The following is a 17,824-nucleotide window of genomic DNA, read 5'->3' on the forward strand; positions in this document are numbered from 1 at the left end:
CACCCGAAAGGATCCCCCCATGCAGCACATCTCCCGCCGTCAGGCACTCCTCGGGCTGGGTGCGCTCACTCTTGCCGTCGCCGGCTGCGGCGAGGACGAGGCTCCGAAGAAGGCCGCCGACGTGTCCGCGAACAAGGCGGGCGCGATGGCCAACTACGGCGTCAACCAGCAGTTCAAGGCCACCGAGCCGATCTCGTTCGACGTGCTCTACAACAACCACCCGTTCTACCCGGACAAGAGCGACTGGCTGTTCTGGCAGGAGCTGACCAAGCGGACCAACGTGACGCTCAAGCCGGTCGAGGTGCCGCTCAGCGACTACGACAAGAAGCGCGGCCTGCTGGTGGGCTCCGGGCAGGCCCCGCTCATCATCCCGAAGACCTACCACCCGGCCGAGGAGGCGTTCGTCTCCTCCGGCGCCATCCTGCCGGTCAGCGACTACTTCGACCTGATGCCCAACTTCAAGGACAAGGTCGCCAAGTGGAAGATGGAGGCGGAGCTGGACACGCTGCGCCAGGCCGACGGCCGCATCTACCTGCTGCCCGGCCTCCACGAGGAGGTCTGGGTCGACTACTCCCTGGCGGTGCGGACCGACATCCTGGAGAAGCACAAGCTGGCGGTCCCGAAGACCTGGGACGAGCTGTACGAAGTGCTCAAGGCGCTGAAGAAGGAATATCCGGACCTCTACCCGATGACCGACCGGTTCGGCGTCCCCACGCCGGGCGGCAACCTGTTCAAGCTCGTCGCCCAGGCCTACGGCGCCAAGGGCGGCTGGGAGTACCAGCACGCGACCTTCGACTCCACGGCCGGCAAGTTCGTCTACACCGGCGCGATGCCGCAGTACAAGCAGATGCTGGAGTACCTGGCCAAGCTGGTGAAGGAGAAGCTGCTCGACCCGGAGAGCTTCACCCAGCAGGACGAGCAGGCCAAGCAGAAGTTCAACTCCGGCAAGTCGTTCGTGATCAGCGCGAACGCGCAGTCGATCGTCAACGACTACCGCCCGACGCTGACCAAGCTCGTCCCCGGCGCGAAGGTCGCCAAGATCCCGGTGCTCATGGGCCCGGTCGGCGACTACAAGATCGGCACCCGGCTCGAGAACGGCGTCATGATCTCCAAGAAGGCGCTGGAGAACAAGAACTTCGTCGCCATGATGCAGTTCATCGACTGGCTCTGGTACTCCGACCAGGGCGAGGAGTTCGCCAAGTGGGGCGTCGAGGGCACCACGTACACCAAGGACGCCTCGGGCACCTACAAGATCGCCAAGGACATCGACTTCGTCGGCCTCAACCCCGGCGCGCCCAAGCACCTGCAGAAGGACTTCGGCTTCTCCAACGGCGTGTTCGCCTACGGCGGCACCACCAAGCTGCTGAACTCCACCTTCTCCGAGGAGGAGGTGGCCTTCCAGGACGTGATGAACGCCAGGAAGCCCTGGCCGGTCGAGCCGCCGCACCCGTTCAACGACGAGGAGCGCGAGCAGGCCACGCTGTGGGAGACGCCGCTGAAGGACTACGTCACCCAGCAGACGCTCAAGTTCGTCCTCGGCGAGCGTGACCTCAGCGAGTGGGACGCCTACGTCAAGGAGCTGGAGGGCAAGAACATGACCTCCTACATCAGCCTCGTCAACTCCGCCTACGAGCGCTTCAAGAAGGACCACGGCTGACGGTCCTGGGAGAGGAGAGCCGTTGACTTCCTCTCCCTCCAAAGCGAGGGGAGTCCAACCCTCACGGGTTGGGCTTCCTGCTTCACCACCGATCGCCCGCGGAGGAGAACTCCTCTTGAGGTCTTACATCAGCTCCACAGGCGTTTCAGCTCTCCGCAAGCCCGGCGGCGAGCACGTTCTTGGCAGCGTTGACATCCCGATCGTGAACCACACCACAGGCACATGTCCACTCCCGGATGGTCAGCGGCATGCTCCCGGCCAGCGCGCCGCACGCCGAACACAGCTTGGAGGAGGGAAACCATCGGTCCACCGCCACCAACGTCCGCCCATACCAGGCGGCCTTGTACTCCAGCATCGAGCGCAACTCTCGCCAACTCGCGTCGGAGATGGCGCGGGCAAAGCGGTGGTTTCTGACCATGTTCCGGACGGTCAGGTCCTCCACGGCGATCACTTGGTTCTCGCGAACAAGCCGGGTGGACAGTTTGTGCAGAAAATCGCGGCGCCGGTCGGCAATCCGCGCGTGCACGCGAGCCGCCTTGAGCCGGGCCTTGGCTCGGTTGTTCGACCTTTCCGTCTTTCGGGAGACCTCACGCTGGGCCTTGGCGAGCTTGCGCCGGTCGCGGCGTTCATGTCGGGGATTGACGATCTTCTCGCCGGTGGAAAGCGTGACCAGCGCAGTGATCCCCGCGTCCACCCCTACAGGGGTCTCCACTGGGGGCAGTGGGGAGATCCTCTCCTCCACCAGGATCGACACGAACCAGCGGCCAGCCGCATCGCGGGAAACATTGACCGTGGACGGCTCCGCGCCTTGCGGCAGAGGCCGCGACCACACGATAGCCAAGGGCTGGTCCATCTTCGCCAGCGTGAGCCGGTCGTCGCGCCAGCGGAACGCGCTGCGGGTGTACTCGGCGCTCGCCCGGGACTTCTTGCGGGACTTGAACGTCGGATACCTGGCCCGCTTGGCGAAGAAGTTCGCAAACGCTGCTTGCAGGTGTCGCAGTGCCTGCTGGAGCGGAACGCTGGACACCTCGGCAAGGAAGGCCGGCTCGGGGGTCCTCTTCCAGGCTGTAAGCGCCGCCGAGGACTCCACGTAGGAGACGCGACGGCCCTGCAGGGCATAGGCGCGGGTCCGCTCGTCCAGCGCCTTGTTGTAGACCAGGCGCACGCAGCCGAACGTCCGGGCGAGCTCTTCGGCCTGCTCGGAGGTCGGATAAAAGCGGTACTTGTAGGCCCGCTTCACCGGCTGCGTCATGCCTCGCATTCCAAGGCGACATCGGTTAAGAGCCCTGCTGTTAGCGCGAACGGCGGTCCGCCTTGCGGCGAAACGCCTCGTCCTGCCCTGCTCCACAGGAGTACGATTCCCTCTCCGCCTGATGGCGGAGGTTTCCTTGGAGGTATCCGATGAGCGAGGTGTCGGCGCGGCGGCGCTTCGGCGAGGGCCCGCTCTCGCGCGCCGCCACGCTGATCTACAGCCTGCTGGTGGTCGAGGGCCTGTTCCTCGTCGCGACCGCGCCGGGCCTGATCGCGCTGACCCTGCTCGGCGGCGACGCCGCCAACGTGCCGCTGGTGGCGGCCTGCGCGCTGCCGCTCGGCCCCGCGCTGTCGGCCGCCCTCTACGCGCTGCGCCACCGCAGCCGGGACCTGACCGATCTCCATCCGGCGGCGGCGTTCTGGCGCGGCTACAAGGCCAACGTGCGCGGCGTGCTGAAGATCTGGGTCCCGTGGCTGGTCGCGCTGGCCGTCGTCGGGACGAACCTGGCGAACTTCGCCGTCGCCGGCGTCCCGGGGTGGTGGGCGGTGCTGCTCGTGCTCGTCGCGCTGGCGGCGCTGCTGTGGGCCGCCAACGCCCTGGTGATCACGTCGCTGTTCGCGTTCCGGGCGGTGGACGTGGCGCGGCTGGCGTCGTACTTCCTCATGCGCCACCCGAAGGCCGCCCTCGGCAACGCGTCGCTGCTGATCGTGGCGGGCGGCATCACGATGGTCGCCACCGAGCTGGCGCCCGCCCTGCTGGCCTCGGTGTTCGCGGCGGCGCTCCTGTGGAACAGCCGCCCGATGATCGCCGAGGTCCGGGAGCGCTTCACCGCCTAGCCAGTTGCTGTCTCTTCTGTCCCAGATTTCCCAAGATCAACAGATAGTTGTACTTTTCGGACGGTGAGACCTTTACGCGTCCGATTGCTCGCAGCCGTCGCACTGGTCGCCGCGAGCCTCCTCGTAGCGGCTCCGGCCGATGCGGCGTCCACACCATCCGCAGAAGTGCTCTTCGACGGAGGCAACGAGGCCTACGTCAGCGGCACCTACCGGGTCGACTACCACTCCTTCCGCGCGCCGGCGGTGATCCGTACCAAGGGGAACACGGTCATCGCCTTCGCCGAAGGCCGGGTCGGCGACAACGACGACTACGGCAACATCGACCTCATCTACAAGACCTCCAGGGACTCCGGCAAGCCCGGCACCTGGTCCGGGATCAAGGCGGTGGCCACCGGGTGGCCGGACGCCGTCGGCAACCCCACCGCGGTCTTCGACGGGCAGACCGTCTACCTGTTCTTCAACCGGATGGCAGCCGGCTGGAAGAGCGTCGGCGACTTCGACAGCTGGGACGACCGCGAGGTGTGGCTGGCCTCGTCGGCCACCGACGCCAACGGCCTGCCCACGGGCGGCTGGACCCTCACCGAGAAGACCGACACGCTCAAACCGCACAAGGACCCGAGCGATCCGTTGAACAGGAGATGGTTCAACGACTCGATCGGCCCCGGCGCCGGCATCAAGATGACCGATGGAACCCTGGTCATCCCGGCCAAGTGGCGCAACATCTACAAGCGGCCAGGGGATACTGACTGGCACTACCAGGAGCTGACGAACACCGGTGTCACCAAGACCGACGAGGCCACGATCCTGCAGAGGTTCAGCGGCGACCTCTATCGCAACGATCGTGCCAGGTTCGCCAACGCCGGCGATCCGCCGCTGCTCAAGCGGCTGGTCGCCACCGGCACCCTCGACGGCGGCTTTTCCGGCTACGCCGATCACCTCGAGCCGGACGGCCGGGTCCTGCCCGATCCCGACTGCCAGGCCTCGACGCTGCGCTTCGCCGGGTCGCCGAACCGGATCCTGTTCCTCGGCCCCCACCCGGGCGGCGACTCCCGAAGCCGGGCCCCCATGCGCGTCTGGATGAGCTATGACGACGGCGTCGGCTGGCCGTACACCCGCCTGCTCGGAGACTTCCCCGCGCCCCAGCCGAAGGGACGGGACGGCAGGCCGAACGTGAACGGGGTCGAAGGGGGTTACTCCAGCATGCTGCAGACCGCCGACAATCAGGTCGGCGCGGCCATCGAGTGGGGTGAGCAGAACAGCTCGGGCAGCGACAAGAACATGAGCATCATCTTCCGCCGCTTCCACCCCACCTGGGTCGCCAACGGCCGCCCGGAACCGCCGCCGGGATAGCCGCCCCCAGGCGCTCCGCCATCTCAAACTCCTCGCATCGCCCCAGCAACCCACGACACGCTGACCTGACAGAGCACTGCTAGGAAATGTGCCGGCCGCGGGCGTCGGGCACGCCTGACTTGCGGAAGAAGTAGGCGTTGATCTGGTCGCGCCACTCCTCGGCGCAGCGGACCTGCTCGTCGAGCCGCTCCTTGACCCGGGCGTACAGGTCCGGGTCGACGGCGTCGGTGTCGGCGAGCTTCTCCCAGTGAAGCCGTATCTCGGCCGCCTCCTCCGCTCCCGCGAAGTGCGTGTCGTAGATGTGCTGGATGACCGTCGAGCCGCTGTGCAGCACGTGCCCGTACGGGACGTGGTGGAAGAACAGCAGCAGCTCGTCGGGGCAGCGCTCGAGCGACTCGTAGATGTCCGACCACGGCTGCGGGTACTGGCCGGTGAAGCCGGTGCCGGTGGCGCGCGTGCGGTCCACGCCCACGCCGTCGCGGTCGGCGAAGTGGTACGTGCCCCACGGCGTGTACTCGTAGCCGTCCACGTCCGGCCCGTAGTGGTGACCGGGGCGCACCATGAAGCCGACGCCGAGCGGCGCGGTGTAGCGCTCGTACGTGCGCCACGACCCGTCCATCATGGCGTGCAGGGTGCGCCGCAGCGACTCGCCGGGCCAGGCGAAGGTGAGGTCGATCCACTCGTCGAGGACGGCGGCCGGGTCGAGGCCCGGGTCCCAGGCGAGGCGGCCGAACGCGTACAGGTTGGCCTGCGCGAGCGGGTGGCCGGTCCAGTAGCGGTCGTCGCCCACGTTGGAGACCGCGACCAGGTCGCCCGTCTCGGCGACGTTCTCGAACGCGAGGATCTCGCTCCACATGGGGGCCAGGTAGCAGACGTGCCGCTGCTGGCCGGTGTACTCCTGCGTCACCTGCAGCTCCACCGCCAGGCGGGTGCCCTGCATCTCCAGGATCACCGGGGAGACCGGCTCGCGCGTCTGGAAGTCCATGGGACCGTGCTTGACCTGCAGGATCGCGTTGCCGGCGAACCGGCCGTCGAGCGGGGCGAAGTGGTCGTAGGCGGCGCGGGCGCGGTCGGTCGAGCGGTCGCGCCAGTCCTGGCGGTGGTTGTAGACGAAGGCCCGCCAGTGCACGACCCCGCCGAAGGGGGCCAGGGCCTCGGCGAGCATGTTCGCGCCGTCGGCGTGGGTGCGCCCGTACGCGAACGGGCCCGGCTGGCCCTCCGAGTCGGCCTTCACCACGTACCCGCCGAAGTCGGGGATCGCCGCGTACACCTGCTCGGTGGTCCGCGCCCACCACGCGCGCACGCCCTCGTCGAGCGGGTCGGCGGTGGGCAGGCCGCCGAGGGCGATTGGGGAGGCGAAGTTGACCGACAGGTGCACGCGGATCCCGTACGGGCGCAGCTCGGCCGCGATCGCGGCCACCTCGCCGAGCCGGTCGGTCAGCAGGCGGGCCTCGGTGGCGTGCACGTTCACGTTGTTGATCGCGACCGCGTTGACGCCGGAGGCGGCCAGCAGCCGCCCGTAGGCCCGCACGCGGGTCAGGTCCGGGCGGAGCGCGCCGTCGGACCAGAAGATCGACCCGCCCGCGTAACCGCGCTCGACCTGGCCCATCACCGGGTGCACGTCGATGTTGTCCCAGTGGTCGAGCATGCGCCGGCGCATCGCGGGCCGGTGGTGCTCCGGCTCCCTGTCGGGCCCGAACGCGGCCTCGCCGAGCCGTACGACGTGGAAGAACCCGTACAGCAGCCCGGCCGGATCGCCGCCGGTCACGGTCGTGACGCCGTCCCGCCGCGCGATCGCGTACCCGTCGGCGCCCTCGGCCGCGTTCAGGCTCAGCACGAGGTCGTACGGGCCCTCGGCGGCGCCGCCGTACCGGGCGCGGGCCCGCTCGACCTCCGCCCGCACGGTCTCGGCGAGCGGCCCGTCGGCCTGCACGAGGGTACGGCGGGAACCGATCGCCCGGAACGCCTCGGGCGGCAGCCACGCCGCGTGGACGTCGGTCAGTTCGGGAATGGTCACGAGGCTCCTTCGGTCGGTCACCGAGGGATGAATCTACCGAAACCCGATCAGGGATGGCCTGCCCGCCCCCGTGTGAGGAGGCGGGCAGGACCGGGCTTCAGCGGACCTTCACCTGCGAGGCCGCCGTGCCGCCGCCGGGCGCCTCCCAGCCCGCCACCACCGCCGGGTGGGCGGCCAGGGCGCGGGTCAGGGGCACGGTGACGGTCGTGACGCCCTTGCGGGAGACCGTGACGACGCGGCTGCCCGCCGTCCCCTGGGCGTCGCGGACGAACAGGTGCGCCTTACCAGGCGCGTTCGCCCGCAGCGTCACCTTCGCCCCCTCCTGGCCGGTGGTCGCGGAGACGGCCTGGCCGCTCTCCGATTCCTTGGCCGCCGGGCCGCCCGCGAGCGGGACGTGCACCCGGACCGCCTGCTCCAGCGACTGCGGCGAGTCCAGGCTGGACAGGGCGGTGTCGGGGATCACCGGGTCGGGGACCGGCCGGTCCGCGGGCGGCCGGTAGCCGGCCAGCGTGGCCACGCCCCACCGGTACGGGTCACCCTGCACGCCGCCCCACGTCGACCAGCCGATCCGGGTCTGGCCGGTCTTGTCCTGGGTGTCGGAGTCGTACACGAGGATGTTCAGCCCGAGGTGGGCGGGGTCGATCGAGCCGGGCAGGAGCTCCAGGGGGATCGACATCTCCACCGTGTACCCGCCCGAGGCGACCTTCGAGGCCACCCGCATGCCGGGAGCGGTCTGCTCGCCCGGCCCCTGCCGGTTGTCGGCGTCCCGCAGGAAGCACGGCGGGCCTGTCGTCGCGGACCCGGCGACATCAGAACCCGCCGTCACCGGCAGCACCGCGGCCTTGAAGGTGGTCGAGGTGTTCTCGGACGTGCCACGCGGGTCGAGCGTGACCTCCACCGCGTCGGTACGCCAGTGCCGCTTGCAGTCGGCGGCGGCCAGCCGGGTGCCGAGCACGTCGTCCTGCACCTGGACCAGCAGGTAGAGGGTGTCGTCGTGCCACGCGAGCCGGGCCGTGCCGGAGCAGTCGGCCGCGGACGAGCAGGCTGTGCCCTCCCACAGCCGCGAGATGTCGAGCGCGGGCCCCGGGTACTCGCCGTCGCCCGCCACGCCGTCCACGGTGGGTGACGCCTGCGGCACGGAGGCCGCCGGGACCAGTTCGAGCGCCGGCTTGCTCGCGACCGCGCCGTCCACGCTGATGGTGTAGGCGTAGTCGCCGCCCTGGTTGGACGTCTTCAACGACGGGTCGGAGTTCGTGACGGTGAACGGCACCGTCGTCGAGGCCCCGGCAGCCAGGTCGCTGTAGGGAGCCTCCACGCGGTCCGCGGTGAACCCGGCGGGCAGGTCCACGCGCACGGTCCCCGACCTGGCGGCGTCGCTGAGGTTGGTCACCACGACGCCGACCTGACGGGAGCCGCCGGAGGGCAGCGTGAGCACGGGGGTGACGATGCCGCGCAGCTGCGGCACGCCGACCTCGGAGGTCCACTTCTCGTACTGGGCGACCTGGGGGAGGAGCTGCTGCCCGGCCCGTACGGGCGGGCTGAGCTCGACCTGCCGGTCCGTGTAGCCGCGCCCCCGCTCGGTGGTCAGCGTGGCCGAGACGCGCGCCCGCCCGGTGCCGGTCGTGGGAGTGACGGTGAACGTCGCCGTGCCGGTGCGCCCGGCGGTGAGCCCGCCCAGCTCGCCCGAGCCGCTGACCTGCCAGCCCGCGGGCACGCCCAGCGTCACCGACGAGCGGCCCAGCGGCTCGCGGGACGGCGCGGTCGCGCTGACCTTGACGGTGAACGGCGTGCCGGGCCGGACGTCGAACGTGCTGGTGCGCAGCCCGAACAGGGTGCCCAGCGGGACCGCCCCGCTCGCCCTGGTCAGCGCGCCGTCGAGGATCGCCGTGGGCGCGGCCGCCGCCGCGCTGCCGGGCTCGGGGAACGGCACCCGCGAGTCCACCTGCGTGAAGAAGTCGCAGCCGAGCTGGTTGGGATCCGACGGCATGTCGGGGAAGACGGCCCAGCCCTGGGAGGCGTACGTGCGCTGGGCGTCGCGCTCGATCGCGGCCCACGTCTTGCCCTGGGCCTGGGAGGGGCGTCCGCTCCACACGCCGTACACGTTCTGCGCGGGGTTGGCCGGGCGGAAGGTCGAGGCGCAGGACGGGCCGATCTGGGAGGTGCCGCGCCCGCCGCCGAGCAGCAGCCGGGCCGGCGCGAACGGGCGCAGCCCCTCGCGGGTGATCTGCTCGGGGAACACCTTGGGGTCGGCCGCCGCGTAGAACGCCTGCACGGCCAGCCGCGCCGCCTGCTGGTGGTTGCCGTGGTTGCCGGGGGAGGGCGCCGGGTCCATGGTCAGGATGACCTCGGGCCTGGTCTGGCGGACCACCCGCACGACCTTCTCCAGGGTGTCCGCGCCCCAGATCTGGTCGGTCAGCGGGGCGCTCACCGTGTAGTAGAAGTCGACGTCGTCGAGGTTGAACACCTCGCGCACGCCCGCCTTGCCGACCGCCGCCCGCTCCTCGGACTCGCGCAGCAGCCCGAGCGCCGGGCCTTCCTCGGGCCCGACGGCGTTGCCGCCGCCCTCGCCGCGGGTGACGGTGACGACGCCGGTGCGTACGCGGTGGTCCTCGTTCCACTGGCCGAGCGTGGACAGGCTGAACGCCTCGTCGTCGGGGTGGGCCCCGACGAACAGCGCGTCGAGGTCCACCGGAGCGCCGGCGGTGGAGGCGGCGGAGGGAACGGCGGGTGAGAGGGCGAGCGCGACCGTGGCGGCCAGCACCAGGGACAGGCGTTTACGCATGGAACCTCCGGAACAGTTACTCGCGGACCGCCCCTTGGAGCAGGCCGCGGACGAAGTGACGCTGGAGGAACAAGTAGAAGATCACGACCGGGGTCGCGACGATGACGGAGCCGGCGGCCAGCAGGGTGAAGCCGGAGGTGTACTGGCCCTGGAAGAAGGCCAGCCCCAGCGGCGCGGTCCGCAGCGACTCGCTGGTGACCATGATGAGCGGGATGAGGAACTCGTTCCACGTCCACATGAAGACCAGCACGGTCAGCGTGACGACGGCGGGCCGGGCCGGCGGCACCAGCACCTGCCACAGGATGCGCCACGTCGAGGCGCCGTCGATGCGGGCGGCCTCCACGATGGCCCGGTTGGAGGCCCGGAAGTAGGCCCGCATCCAGAACGTGCCGAACGCCACCGACAGCGCCACCTGCGGCAGCGCCACCGACCAGAACGTGTCGATCAGGCCGAGCGAGCGCAGGTCGAAGTAGAGCGGCACCGCGATGGCCTCGCTCGGCATCATGATCCCGAGCATGAACAGGTAGAACAGCACCGACTGGCCGCGAAAGCGCATGGTGCCGAACGCGTACCCGCTCAGGATCGACAGCACCACGCTCACGACCACGACGAACGACGACACCGCCAGGCTGGTGCGCAGGTACGTGCCGAACCGCCCGATCTCCCACGCCGCCGCGAAGTTGCCCAGCCCGGAGGTGCCCCCGCTGTCGGCGGGACCGAGCGCGGCGGCCAGGATCGTCACGATGGGGAAGAGCGCGAAGGCGGCGAACGCCGACAGGATCACGTAGTTGGCCAGCCGCTCGCCCCGCGAGATCACGACACCCTCCTGTCGGCGAACCGGTTGATCCCGAACGAGATCACGAAGATGACCACCGTGAGCGTGACGCCGATGGCCGCGGCCGAGCCGATCTGGCTGAGCCCGAAGGCCCGGTGGTAGACCTCGTACGACGGCACCGACGTCGAGTCGCCTGGCCCGCCGCGCGTCGTGACGTACACCAGGTCGAACGTGCGCAGCGCGGCGATCACGGTCAGCGTCAGCGCGACGGCGATCTCCCCGCGCACCGACGGCAGCGTGACCGCGAAGAACTCCCTGACCGCGCCCGCCCCGTCCAGCCGCGCCGCCTCGTACAGCTCGCCGGGGATGCGGCTCATCCCGGCCAGCAGCAGCACGGTCACCAGCCCGGTCTCGAACCACGTGCCCACCACCCCGACCGCGGGCAGCGCGAACGTGTAGTCGCCCAGCCAGCCCCGCGTCAGCGAGTCGAGCCCGAGCGCGCCGAGCAGGCTGTTGAGCGTGCCGTCGGGCGCGTAGACCCGCCGCCAGGCCACGGCCACCACGACCATGGCCACCACCTGCGGCAGGAACACGACCGTGCGGAAGAAGCCGAGGCCGCGCACCTTGGCGTGGTTGAGGATCGCGGCCAGCCCCAGCCCGATGGCCAGCGGCGCGGCCGCGTAGAAGACGACCAGCACCAGCGCGTGGCCGAAGGCCGCCCGCAGCCCCTCGTCGGAGACGATCGCGAGGTAGTTGTCCAGGCCGACCCAGCGGCCGAGCGACAGGCCGTCCCAGTCGTACAGCGACAGCTGCACCGCGCGCCCGATCGGATAGAGCAGGAACGCCGCGTAGACGGCGAAGGCCGGCAGCAGGTAGAGGTAGGCGACGCGGCGAGGCTCTCCAGGAGGCCCCGCGCTTCTTGCTGCCATGCTCAGCCGTTGCTCTCGACGAAGGTCTTGTAGTCCTTCTCCAGCGTGGCCAGGAACTCCTGCGGGGTCTGCTTCTTGGCCAGCAGGTCCTGCAGCGCCGCGCCCAGCGTGTCGGCGAACGTCGGGGTGGCGTAGTCGAGGTACGGCACCAGCCCGTCCTTCGCCGTGACCGTGCCGAACGCGGTGAAGACGTCCTGCTGCGGCCCCGCCGGGACGCTCTGCTGCGCGGTGTCGGCGACCGGCAGGTTGCCGGTGGTGGTCAGCACCTTCATCGCGTCGGCGTTGGTGATGAAGTCGATGTACGCCGCCGCGGCGTCAGGGTTGGGGCTCTTGGCCGTGATCGCGAACGGCAGCCCGGTCCCGCCGGTCGCCACGGGCGGCGCACCGGCCGCGGCGCCCGGCGGCAGCATGAAGCCCAGGTCCTTGCCCAGCGCCTTCTGCAGGTCGGCGAGCAGCCAGGTGCCCCCGATCAGGAAGACGCCCTCGCCCTTGCCGAACGCCTGCCACGCCGGGTCGTAGCCCTGGCCGTTGAAGCCCTTGTTGAAGTAGCCCTTGTCGACCCAGCCGACGAGCTCCTCGGCGGCCCTGGTGTTCTCCGGCGTGTTCCACGAGGCGCCCTTGCGGCCGAAGGCCAGCGTGCTGATCTGGTCGGCGGGCACGCCCCGGCTCTGCACCGTGCCGAACACGTGGATGGCCGGCCACTTGTCGAGGTTGCCCAGCTGCATCGGCACCTCGCCGGCGGTCTTGGCCTTGGCCAGCGCGGCGTCGAAGTCGGCCCACGTCGCGGGCGGCTGCACGCCGAGCTTGGCCAGCTTGGCCTTGTTGTAGAAGATGCCGACGACCTCGCCGACCTGCGGCAGGCCGTACAGGTTGCCCTCGCCGAAGGTCTTGCCGTCGGCGCTGTAGCTCGAATAGCGCAGCACCGACTGCGGGTAGCGCTTCTTCCACCCGTACGCCTCGGCGTAGGCGTCCAGCGGGCGCAGCTGCCCGGCCTTGACGAACGCGCCCATCGACGAGCGGCCGTTGTTGGCCTCCACGATGTCGGGCGGCTCGTTGCCGCTCAGGGCCAGGCGCAGGGTCGTGTTGAGGTCGTCGAAGGAGCGGCTCACCCGGTTGATCTTGATGTTCGGGTACTTCGCCTGGAAGGCGTCGTTGAGCTGCTTCATCTGGGCGGCCTGCCCGCCGCGTACCTCCTGGTCCCAGATCGTCAGGGTGACGTTGCCGAGCGCCGCCGCGTCGGTGCGCACCGCCGAGGCGGAGGGCTGCGCGGCGGTGGCCGACGGTGGGGCGGAGGAGCCGGGGGCGCACGCGGTCACGGCCAGAGCGGTGGTGGCGAGCACGGCGAGCGCTCGGAGCGGGGGGTTCATGGTGTTACTCCTTAGGCGCGGGCACGCGAGGCGTGTTCGGGGTCCTCGTCCTCGGGCGGCTTCGGCCGCGTGCTGGGAACCTTGGGGCCGACGTCGGCGTACCGGGCGATGGTCGCGGCCGCGCGGCGCACGGCGCCCACCGGCACGGCGGGCACCAGCTTGTCGAGGAAGGCGTAGCGGCGGGCCAGCGAGTTGCCGTAGGCGCCGCTGTGGTCGGCCGAGTCGCGGACCTCGTGCCACCAGTCGGCGATGTCGCCCCAGCCGGGCGCCGCGAGCGAGCCGCCGAACTGCTGCACCGCCAGCGCCGCGCACAGCTGCGCGAACGCCAGGCGGTCGGTCAGCGGCCAGCGCGACAGCGTGCCGAGCACGAACCCCGCGCCGAAGACGTCGCCCGCGCCGGTCGGGTCGAGCGCCGTCACCCGCGGAGCGGGCACGAACGCCTCCTCGCCGTTGACGGAGTCGATGGCCATCGCGCCGTTGGCCCCGTCGGTCACCACGGCCACGGGGACCTTGTCGGCGATCGCGTAGAGCGCGTCGCGCGGGGTGTCGGCGCCGGTGTAGGCCATCGCCTCGACCGCGTTGGGCATGAACGCGTGGCAGAGCGCGAGCTGGTCCAGCAAGGATGCCGACCAGGAGCCCGACGGGTCCCAGCCCACGTCGGCGAAGATGAGCGCGCCGTCGCGGCGCGCCAGCTCGGCCCAGTTGCACGGGCTGTTCGGCGAGTCGAGCGGATCGTCGGTGGACAGCGACACGATCACCGCCTTGGACCGCGGCGGGTTGCCGATCATCTCCGAGGCCGGCAGGGGCGAGGGGTGGCCGTGCGTCACCATGCTGCGGTCGCGGTCGACCGCCATGGAGACCGTCACCGGCGAGTGCCAGTGCTCGAACCGCCGCGACCTGGACAGGTCCACCGACTCCTGCTCCTCCAGCGTGCGCCAGCAGAAGTCGCCGTAGTCGTCGTCGCCGAACGCGGCGGCCAGCGAGGTGCGCAGGCCCAGCCGGCTGGTCGCGATGGCGAGGTTGGCGATGCCGCCGGGGCACGAGCCCATGCCCTCGGCCCAGATCTCGGTTCCGGCCGCGGGCATCGCGGGCAGACCGGTGAAGACGATGTCCAGAAAGACCGTGCCCGCCAGGAAGACGTCGAACTGCGGCCCGTCCGGGGTGCGTTCGGCGGCGAGAGGGTCGTACACCTGATGAGACACGGGAATGAGTCCTCCCCGACACATATACAGCTCTGCGCAATCTTGCACGTTTGCCCGCGCACTTCAAGTCTTCTTCTGGGAGTTTTCGGGCAAAGCTGCATACTCCTGCGCGATTTTGACTGATACACTCGCGCCGTGCTTCAGCGCCTCAGGCATGCCGAGATCATGCGCCGGGTCCGACTCTCAGGCGCCACCAGCGTCAGCGATCTCGCCAGCCAGCTCGGCGTGAGCCCGTCCACGATCCGCAGGGACCTCGAGGTGCTCGACCGTGACGGCACGCTGCGGCGCGTGCGCGGCGGGGCCCTGCTCCTGGACGGCGAGGTCACGGTCGACGCCGACGCCGACCGGCCGTTCGCCGAGGTGGCCGAGGTGGACGAGCAGGACAAGGAGGCGGTCGCGGTCCGCGCCGCCGAGCTCGTCCAGGACGGCGACGTGGTCCTGCTCGACATCGGCACGACGACGATGCGGCTGGCCCGGCGGCTGCGCGGGCGCCGCGTCACCGTGGTCACCTCCAGCCTCGCCGTGCTCGACGTGCTGCGCTCCGACCCGGAGGTCGAGCTGCTGCTGCTCGGCGGCGCGCTGCGGCGGCCGTACCACTCGCTCGTCGGGGTGCTGACCGAGGCCGCCCTGAGCCAGGTGGTCGCCGACCGCGTGTTCCTGGGTGCCAGCGGCGTGCGGCCGGACGGGCAGCTCGTGGACACCACGCTCGCCGAGGTGCCGCTGAAGCGCGCCATGATCGCGGCGGCGGGCCAGGTGGTGCTGCTCGTCGACCGGCACAAGTTCCCGGGCACCGGCGCGCTGCGGGTGTGCGGGCCCGACGACGTCGATGTGATCGTCACCAACGAGGGCGCCGACGAGGCGACGCTGCGCAACTGCGCCGCCGCCGGCGCCGAGATCCTGCTCACGTGAAAGGGTATCGATGAGACTGGCCGTTCTCGGGGGCGGCGGCTTCCGGGTCCCGCTCGTGTACGGCGCGCTGCTGCGCGAGACCACCAAGCCGCGCGTGGAGCAGGTGGTCCTGTACGACGTGTCGCAGGACCGGCTGGAGGCCATCCGGCACGTGCTCGGCCAGCTCGCCGCCGGGCACGACGACCCGCCGGAGGTCCTGACCACCACCGACCTGGACACCGCGCTGCGCGACTCCACGTTCGTCTTCTCCGCCATCCGGGTCGGCAGCCTGGCCGGGCGCACCGCCGACGAGCGGGTCGCGCTCGACCTGGGCCTGCTCGGCCAGGAGACGACCGGGCCCGGCGGCATCTCCTACGGCCTGCGCACCATCCCGGTCGCGCTCCACGTCGCCGAGCGGGTGGCCGCGCTCGCGCCCCAGGCGTGGGTCATCAACTTCACCAACCCCGCCGGCATGATCACCGAGGCCATGCGGCACGTGCTCGGCGACCGCGTGATCGGCATCTGCGACTCCCCGATCGGCCTGATCCGCCGGGCCGCCGTCGCGCTCGGGCTCGACCCTTCGCGCGTGTCGCCCGACTACGTGGGCCTCAACCACCTCGGCTGGCTGCGCGGCCTCACCTATCAGGGACGCGACGTGCTGCCCGGCCTGCTGGCCGACGACGCGGCGCTGCGGCAGGTCGAGGAGGCGCGCATCTTCGGCGCCGACTGGGTGCGCACGCTGGGCGCGCTGCCCAACGAGTACCTCTACTACTACTACTTCACCCGGGAGTCCGTGGCCGCGATCTCCGGGCAGACCCGCGGGGAGTCGCTGGTCCGGCAGCAGGACGACTTCTACGCCGCCGTGCGGGCGCGTCCCGAGGAGGCGCTGGCGGAGTGGGTCAGGGCGCGCAGGCTGCGCGACGAGTCGTACATGGCCGAGGCCCGCGAACCCACCTCCGCGGGCGCGCGAGACACCGCCGACCTGGAGGCCGGCGGTTACGAGGGCATCGCCCTGGCCCTCATGGCCGCCATCGCCCGCGGCGAGCCCACGTCCATGATCCTCAACGTGCGCAACGGCGCCGCCGTGCCCGGCCTGCCCGCGGACGCGGTCGTCGAGATCCCGTGCGCGGTGGACGGGGCCGGCGTCCGGCCGCTGGCCACCCGCCCCTTGCCGGGCCGCTTCCTCGGTCTCGTGCAGCAGGTCAAGGCCGTGGAGCAGACCGCCATCGAGGCCGCCAGGTCCGGCTCGGCCCGGCTGGCGGTCGAGGCGTTCGCGCTGCACCCGCTGGTCGACTCGGTCGCCACGGCCCGCAAGCTGCTCGACGGCTACCGGGCGCGCATCCCGGAGCTGGCCGCCGCCATCCCGGGCTCCTCCGACGCGGGCTAGCGCGCTGTCACGCTGGAGCGTCGCCTTACGCCATGCCGGCCGCTTCGAAGAGCCGCAGCTCGCGCCCGGGGCGGCACACCAGCTGCAGCCCCACGGGCAGCCCGTCCACCGTGCCCGCGGGCACGGTCAGCGCGGGCAGGCCCAGCACGTTCCACAGGCTCGTCATGGACAGCAGCGCGGGCCGCACGGCGACGGTCCGGCCGTCCACCTGTGTCTCGCGCTGCTGGAGCAGCGGCGCGGTGATCGGCACCGTGGGCAGCGCCAGCACGTCGTGCCGCTCGAACAGCGTCGCCGCGGCCTCGACGAGCCGGGACCGCGCGGCCACGGCCGCGACGTACCGCCAGCCGGGTATCTCCGCGGCCGTGCGCAGGCGTTCGAGCAGCTCGGGATCGAACAGCTCCGGCGCCTGCGCCATCCGGGCCACGTGCACGGCCGCCGCCTCGCAGCTCTGGATCACCGTGTACGTCTCGCGGAACTCCTCACCCAGCCCCGCCCGCAGCCGCACCTCCTCCAGTCCCGAGCGGGCCAGGCGGGACTCCGCGACCGCGCGTACCGCGTCCACCACGCGCGGATCCCCGTCGAACAGCTCCGACGGATCCAGCCAGGCCACCCGCGCGGGACCGGCGTCCTCGCGCAGCTGGGCGGAGGCCAGGCAGCGGTAGGCGAGCAGGCAGTCCTGCTCGTCACCGGCCAGGACGCCGACGTGGTCGAAGCTGCGCGCCAGGGGGAACACGCCTTCGGCCGAGATCGCCCCATAGCCCGGCTTGAACCCGGCGATCCCGCACAGAGCAGCCGGGATGCGAACGGATCCACCGGTGTCGGTGCCGAGCGCGAGCGGCACCAGGCCCGCCGCCACGGCCGCCGCGCTGCCGCCGCTGGAGCCGCCCGACATGCGCTCCGGATCCCACGGGTTGCGCGAGGCACCGTTGGCCGAGCGGTCGCCCGTGGGCCCGTACGCGAACTCGTGGGTGGTCGTCTTGCCCACCACGACGGCCCCCGCCCGGCGCAGCCGGGTCACGGACTCGGCGTCGGTGTCCGCGACGTACCCGGCGAAATGCCGCGAACCCATCGTCGCGGGCAACCCTGCGACCATGAACAAGTCCTTCACACCCACCGGCACGCCGTGCAGCGGACCCCGGTAGGTGCCCGTGCCCAGCTCGGCGTCCGCCCGCCGCGCCGCCGCCAGCGCCCCGTCGGCGTCCACGGTGACGAACGCGCCGAGCGCGGGGTCGCGCTCGGCGATGGCCGCGAGCGCCTGCTCGACGAGCTCGACGGCGGTGGTCCGGCCTTCGCGCAGGTCCTGGGCGAGGCTCGTGATGGTGCGGCCGGTGAAGGGGCCGGGGGAGAGCGGCATGGGGTCCTTTCGAGCGGTCGTCGGCTGA

General features: G+C 71.2%; 13 protein-coding genes. 5 read left to right on the forward strand and 8 right to left on the reverse strand.

Features of this window, described 5'->3' with window-relative positions; translation table 11 throughout:
* The first annotated feature begins 19 nt into the window (after positions 1 to 19).
* Positions 20 to 1,657: an ABC transporter substrate-binding protein gene (locus HD596_RS36515; protein WP_185074048.1), complete on the forward strand. Its 1,638-nt coding sequence runs from the start codon at positions 20 to 22 to the stop codon at positions 1,655 to 1,657.
* A 145-nt stretch (positions 1,658 to 1,802) separates the two neighbouring features.
* Here the strand turns inward: HD596_RS36515 and HD596_RS36520 are convergent, their stop codons facing one another.
* A complete protein-coding gene (locus HD596_RS36520; protein ID WP_185074049.1) occupies positions 1,803 to 2,909 on the reverse strand; it encodes an RNA-guided endonuclease InsQ/TnpB family protein in 1,107 nt (368 codons plus the stop codon).
* A gap of 149 nt (positions 2,910 to 3,058) precedes the next feature.
* Between HD596_RS36520 and HD596_RS36525 the strand changes: the two genes are divergently transcribed.
* Both HD596_RS36525 and HD596_RS36530 read left to right on the forward strand, forming a co-directional pair.
* Entirely contained in the window at positions 3,059 to 3,745 is a 687-nt protein-coding gene (locus tag HD596_RS36525; protein WP_185074050.1) for a YesL family protein, read from the forward strand.
* A gap of 165 nt (positions 3,746 to 3,910) precedes the next feature.
* On the forward strand, positions 3,911 to 5,095 hold the full coding sequence (locus HD596_RS36530; protein ID WP_185074051.1) for a sialidase family protein: 1,185 nt from the start codon (positions 3,911 to 3,913) through the stop codon (positions 5,093 to 5,095).
* Between the two features lie 79 nt (positions 5,096 to 5,174).
* On the opposite strand, the gene HD596_RS36535 is transcribed toward HD596_RS36530, so the two are convergent.
* The 6 genes from HD596_RS36535 to HD596_RS36560 all read right to left on the reverse strand — a co-directional run bounded on the left by HD596_RS36535 (position 5,175) and on the right by HD596_RS36560 (position 14,167).
* A complete protein-coding gene (locus HD596_RS36535) occupies positions 5,175 to 7,112 on the reverse strand; it encodes an alpha-glucuronidase (protein WP_313045748.1) in 1,938 nt (645 codons plus the stop codon).
* 97 nt (positions 7,113 to 7,209) lie between these two features.
* The gene (locus HD596_RS36540) at positions 7,210 to 9,894 is read right to left on the reverse strand and encodes a sugar-binding protein (RefSeq protein ID WP_185074052.1); all 2,685 of its coding nucleotides are present in this window, start codon (positions 9,892 to 9,894) and stop codon (positions 7,210 to 7,212) included.
* 16 nt (positions 9,895 to 9,910) lie between these two features.
* Complete coding sequence (locus tag HD596_RS36545; RefSeq protein WP_185074053.1) at positions 9,911 to 10,711, reverse strand: carbohydrate ABC transporter permease; 801 nt, start codon at positions 10,709 to 10,711, stop codon at positions 9,911 to 9,913.
* A complete protein-coding gene (locus HD596_RS36550) occupies positions 10,708 to 11,598 on the reverse strand; it encodes a carbohydrate ABC transporter permease (protein ID WP_185074054.1) in 891 nt (296 codons plus the stop codon). Before HD596_RS36550 ends, HD596_RS36545 begins: the two co-directional genes overlap by 4 nt.
* Before the next feature lie 2 nt (positions 11,599 to 11,600).
* Positions 11,601 to 12,965, reverse strand: a complete 1,365-nt coding sequence (locus tag HD596_RS36555) for an ABC transporter substrate-binding protein (RefSeq protein ID WP_185074055.1) — start codon at positions 12,963 to 12,965, stop codon at positions 11,601 to 11,603.
* Between the two features lie 11 nt (positions 12,966 to 12,976).
* Complete coding sequence (locus HD596_RS36560; RefSeq protein ID WP_313045752.1) at positions 12,977 to 14,167, reverse strand: carbohydrate kinase family protein; 1,191 nt, start codon at positions 14,165 to 14,167, stop codon at positions 12,977 to 12,979.
* Positions 14,168 to 14,302: 135 nt separating this feature from the next.
* Between HD596_RS36560 and HD596_RS36565 the strand changes: the two genes are divergently transcribed.
* Positions 14,303 to 15,076: a DeoR/GlpR family DNA-binding transcription regulator gene (locus tag HD596_RS36565; protein ID WP_185074057.1), complete on the forward strand. Its 774-nt coding sequence runs from the start codon at positions 14,303 to 14,305 to the stop codon at positions 15,074 to 15,076.
* A gap of 10 nt (positions 15,077 to 15,086) precedes the next feature.
* Complete coding sequence (locus HD596_RS36570) at positions 15,087 to 16,442, forward strand: 6-phospho-beta-glucosidase (RefSeq protein WP_185074058.1); 1,356 nt, start codon at positions 15,087 to 15,089, stop codon at positions 16,440 to 16,442.
* A gap of 25 nt (positions 16,443 to 16,467) precedes the next feature.
* On the opposite strand, the gene HD596_RS36575 is transcribed toward HD596_RS36570, so the two are convergent.
* Entirely contained in the window at positions 16,468 to 17,796 is a 1,329-nt protein-coding gene (locus HD596_RS36575; protein WP_185074059.1) for an amidase, read from the reverse strand.
* Between the last annotated feature and the right edge of the window lie 28 nt (positions 17,797 to 17,824).

It is taken from the genome of Nonomuraea jabiensis, from assembly GCF_014204795.1.
GTDB classification, from domain to species: domain Bacteria; phylum Actinomycetota; class Actinomycetes; order Streptosporangiales; family Streptosporangiaceae; genus Nonomuraea; species Nonomuraea jabiensis.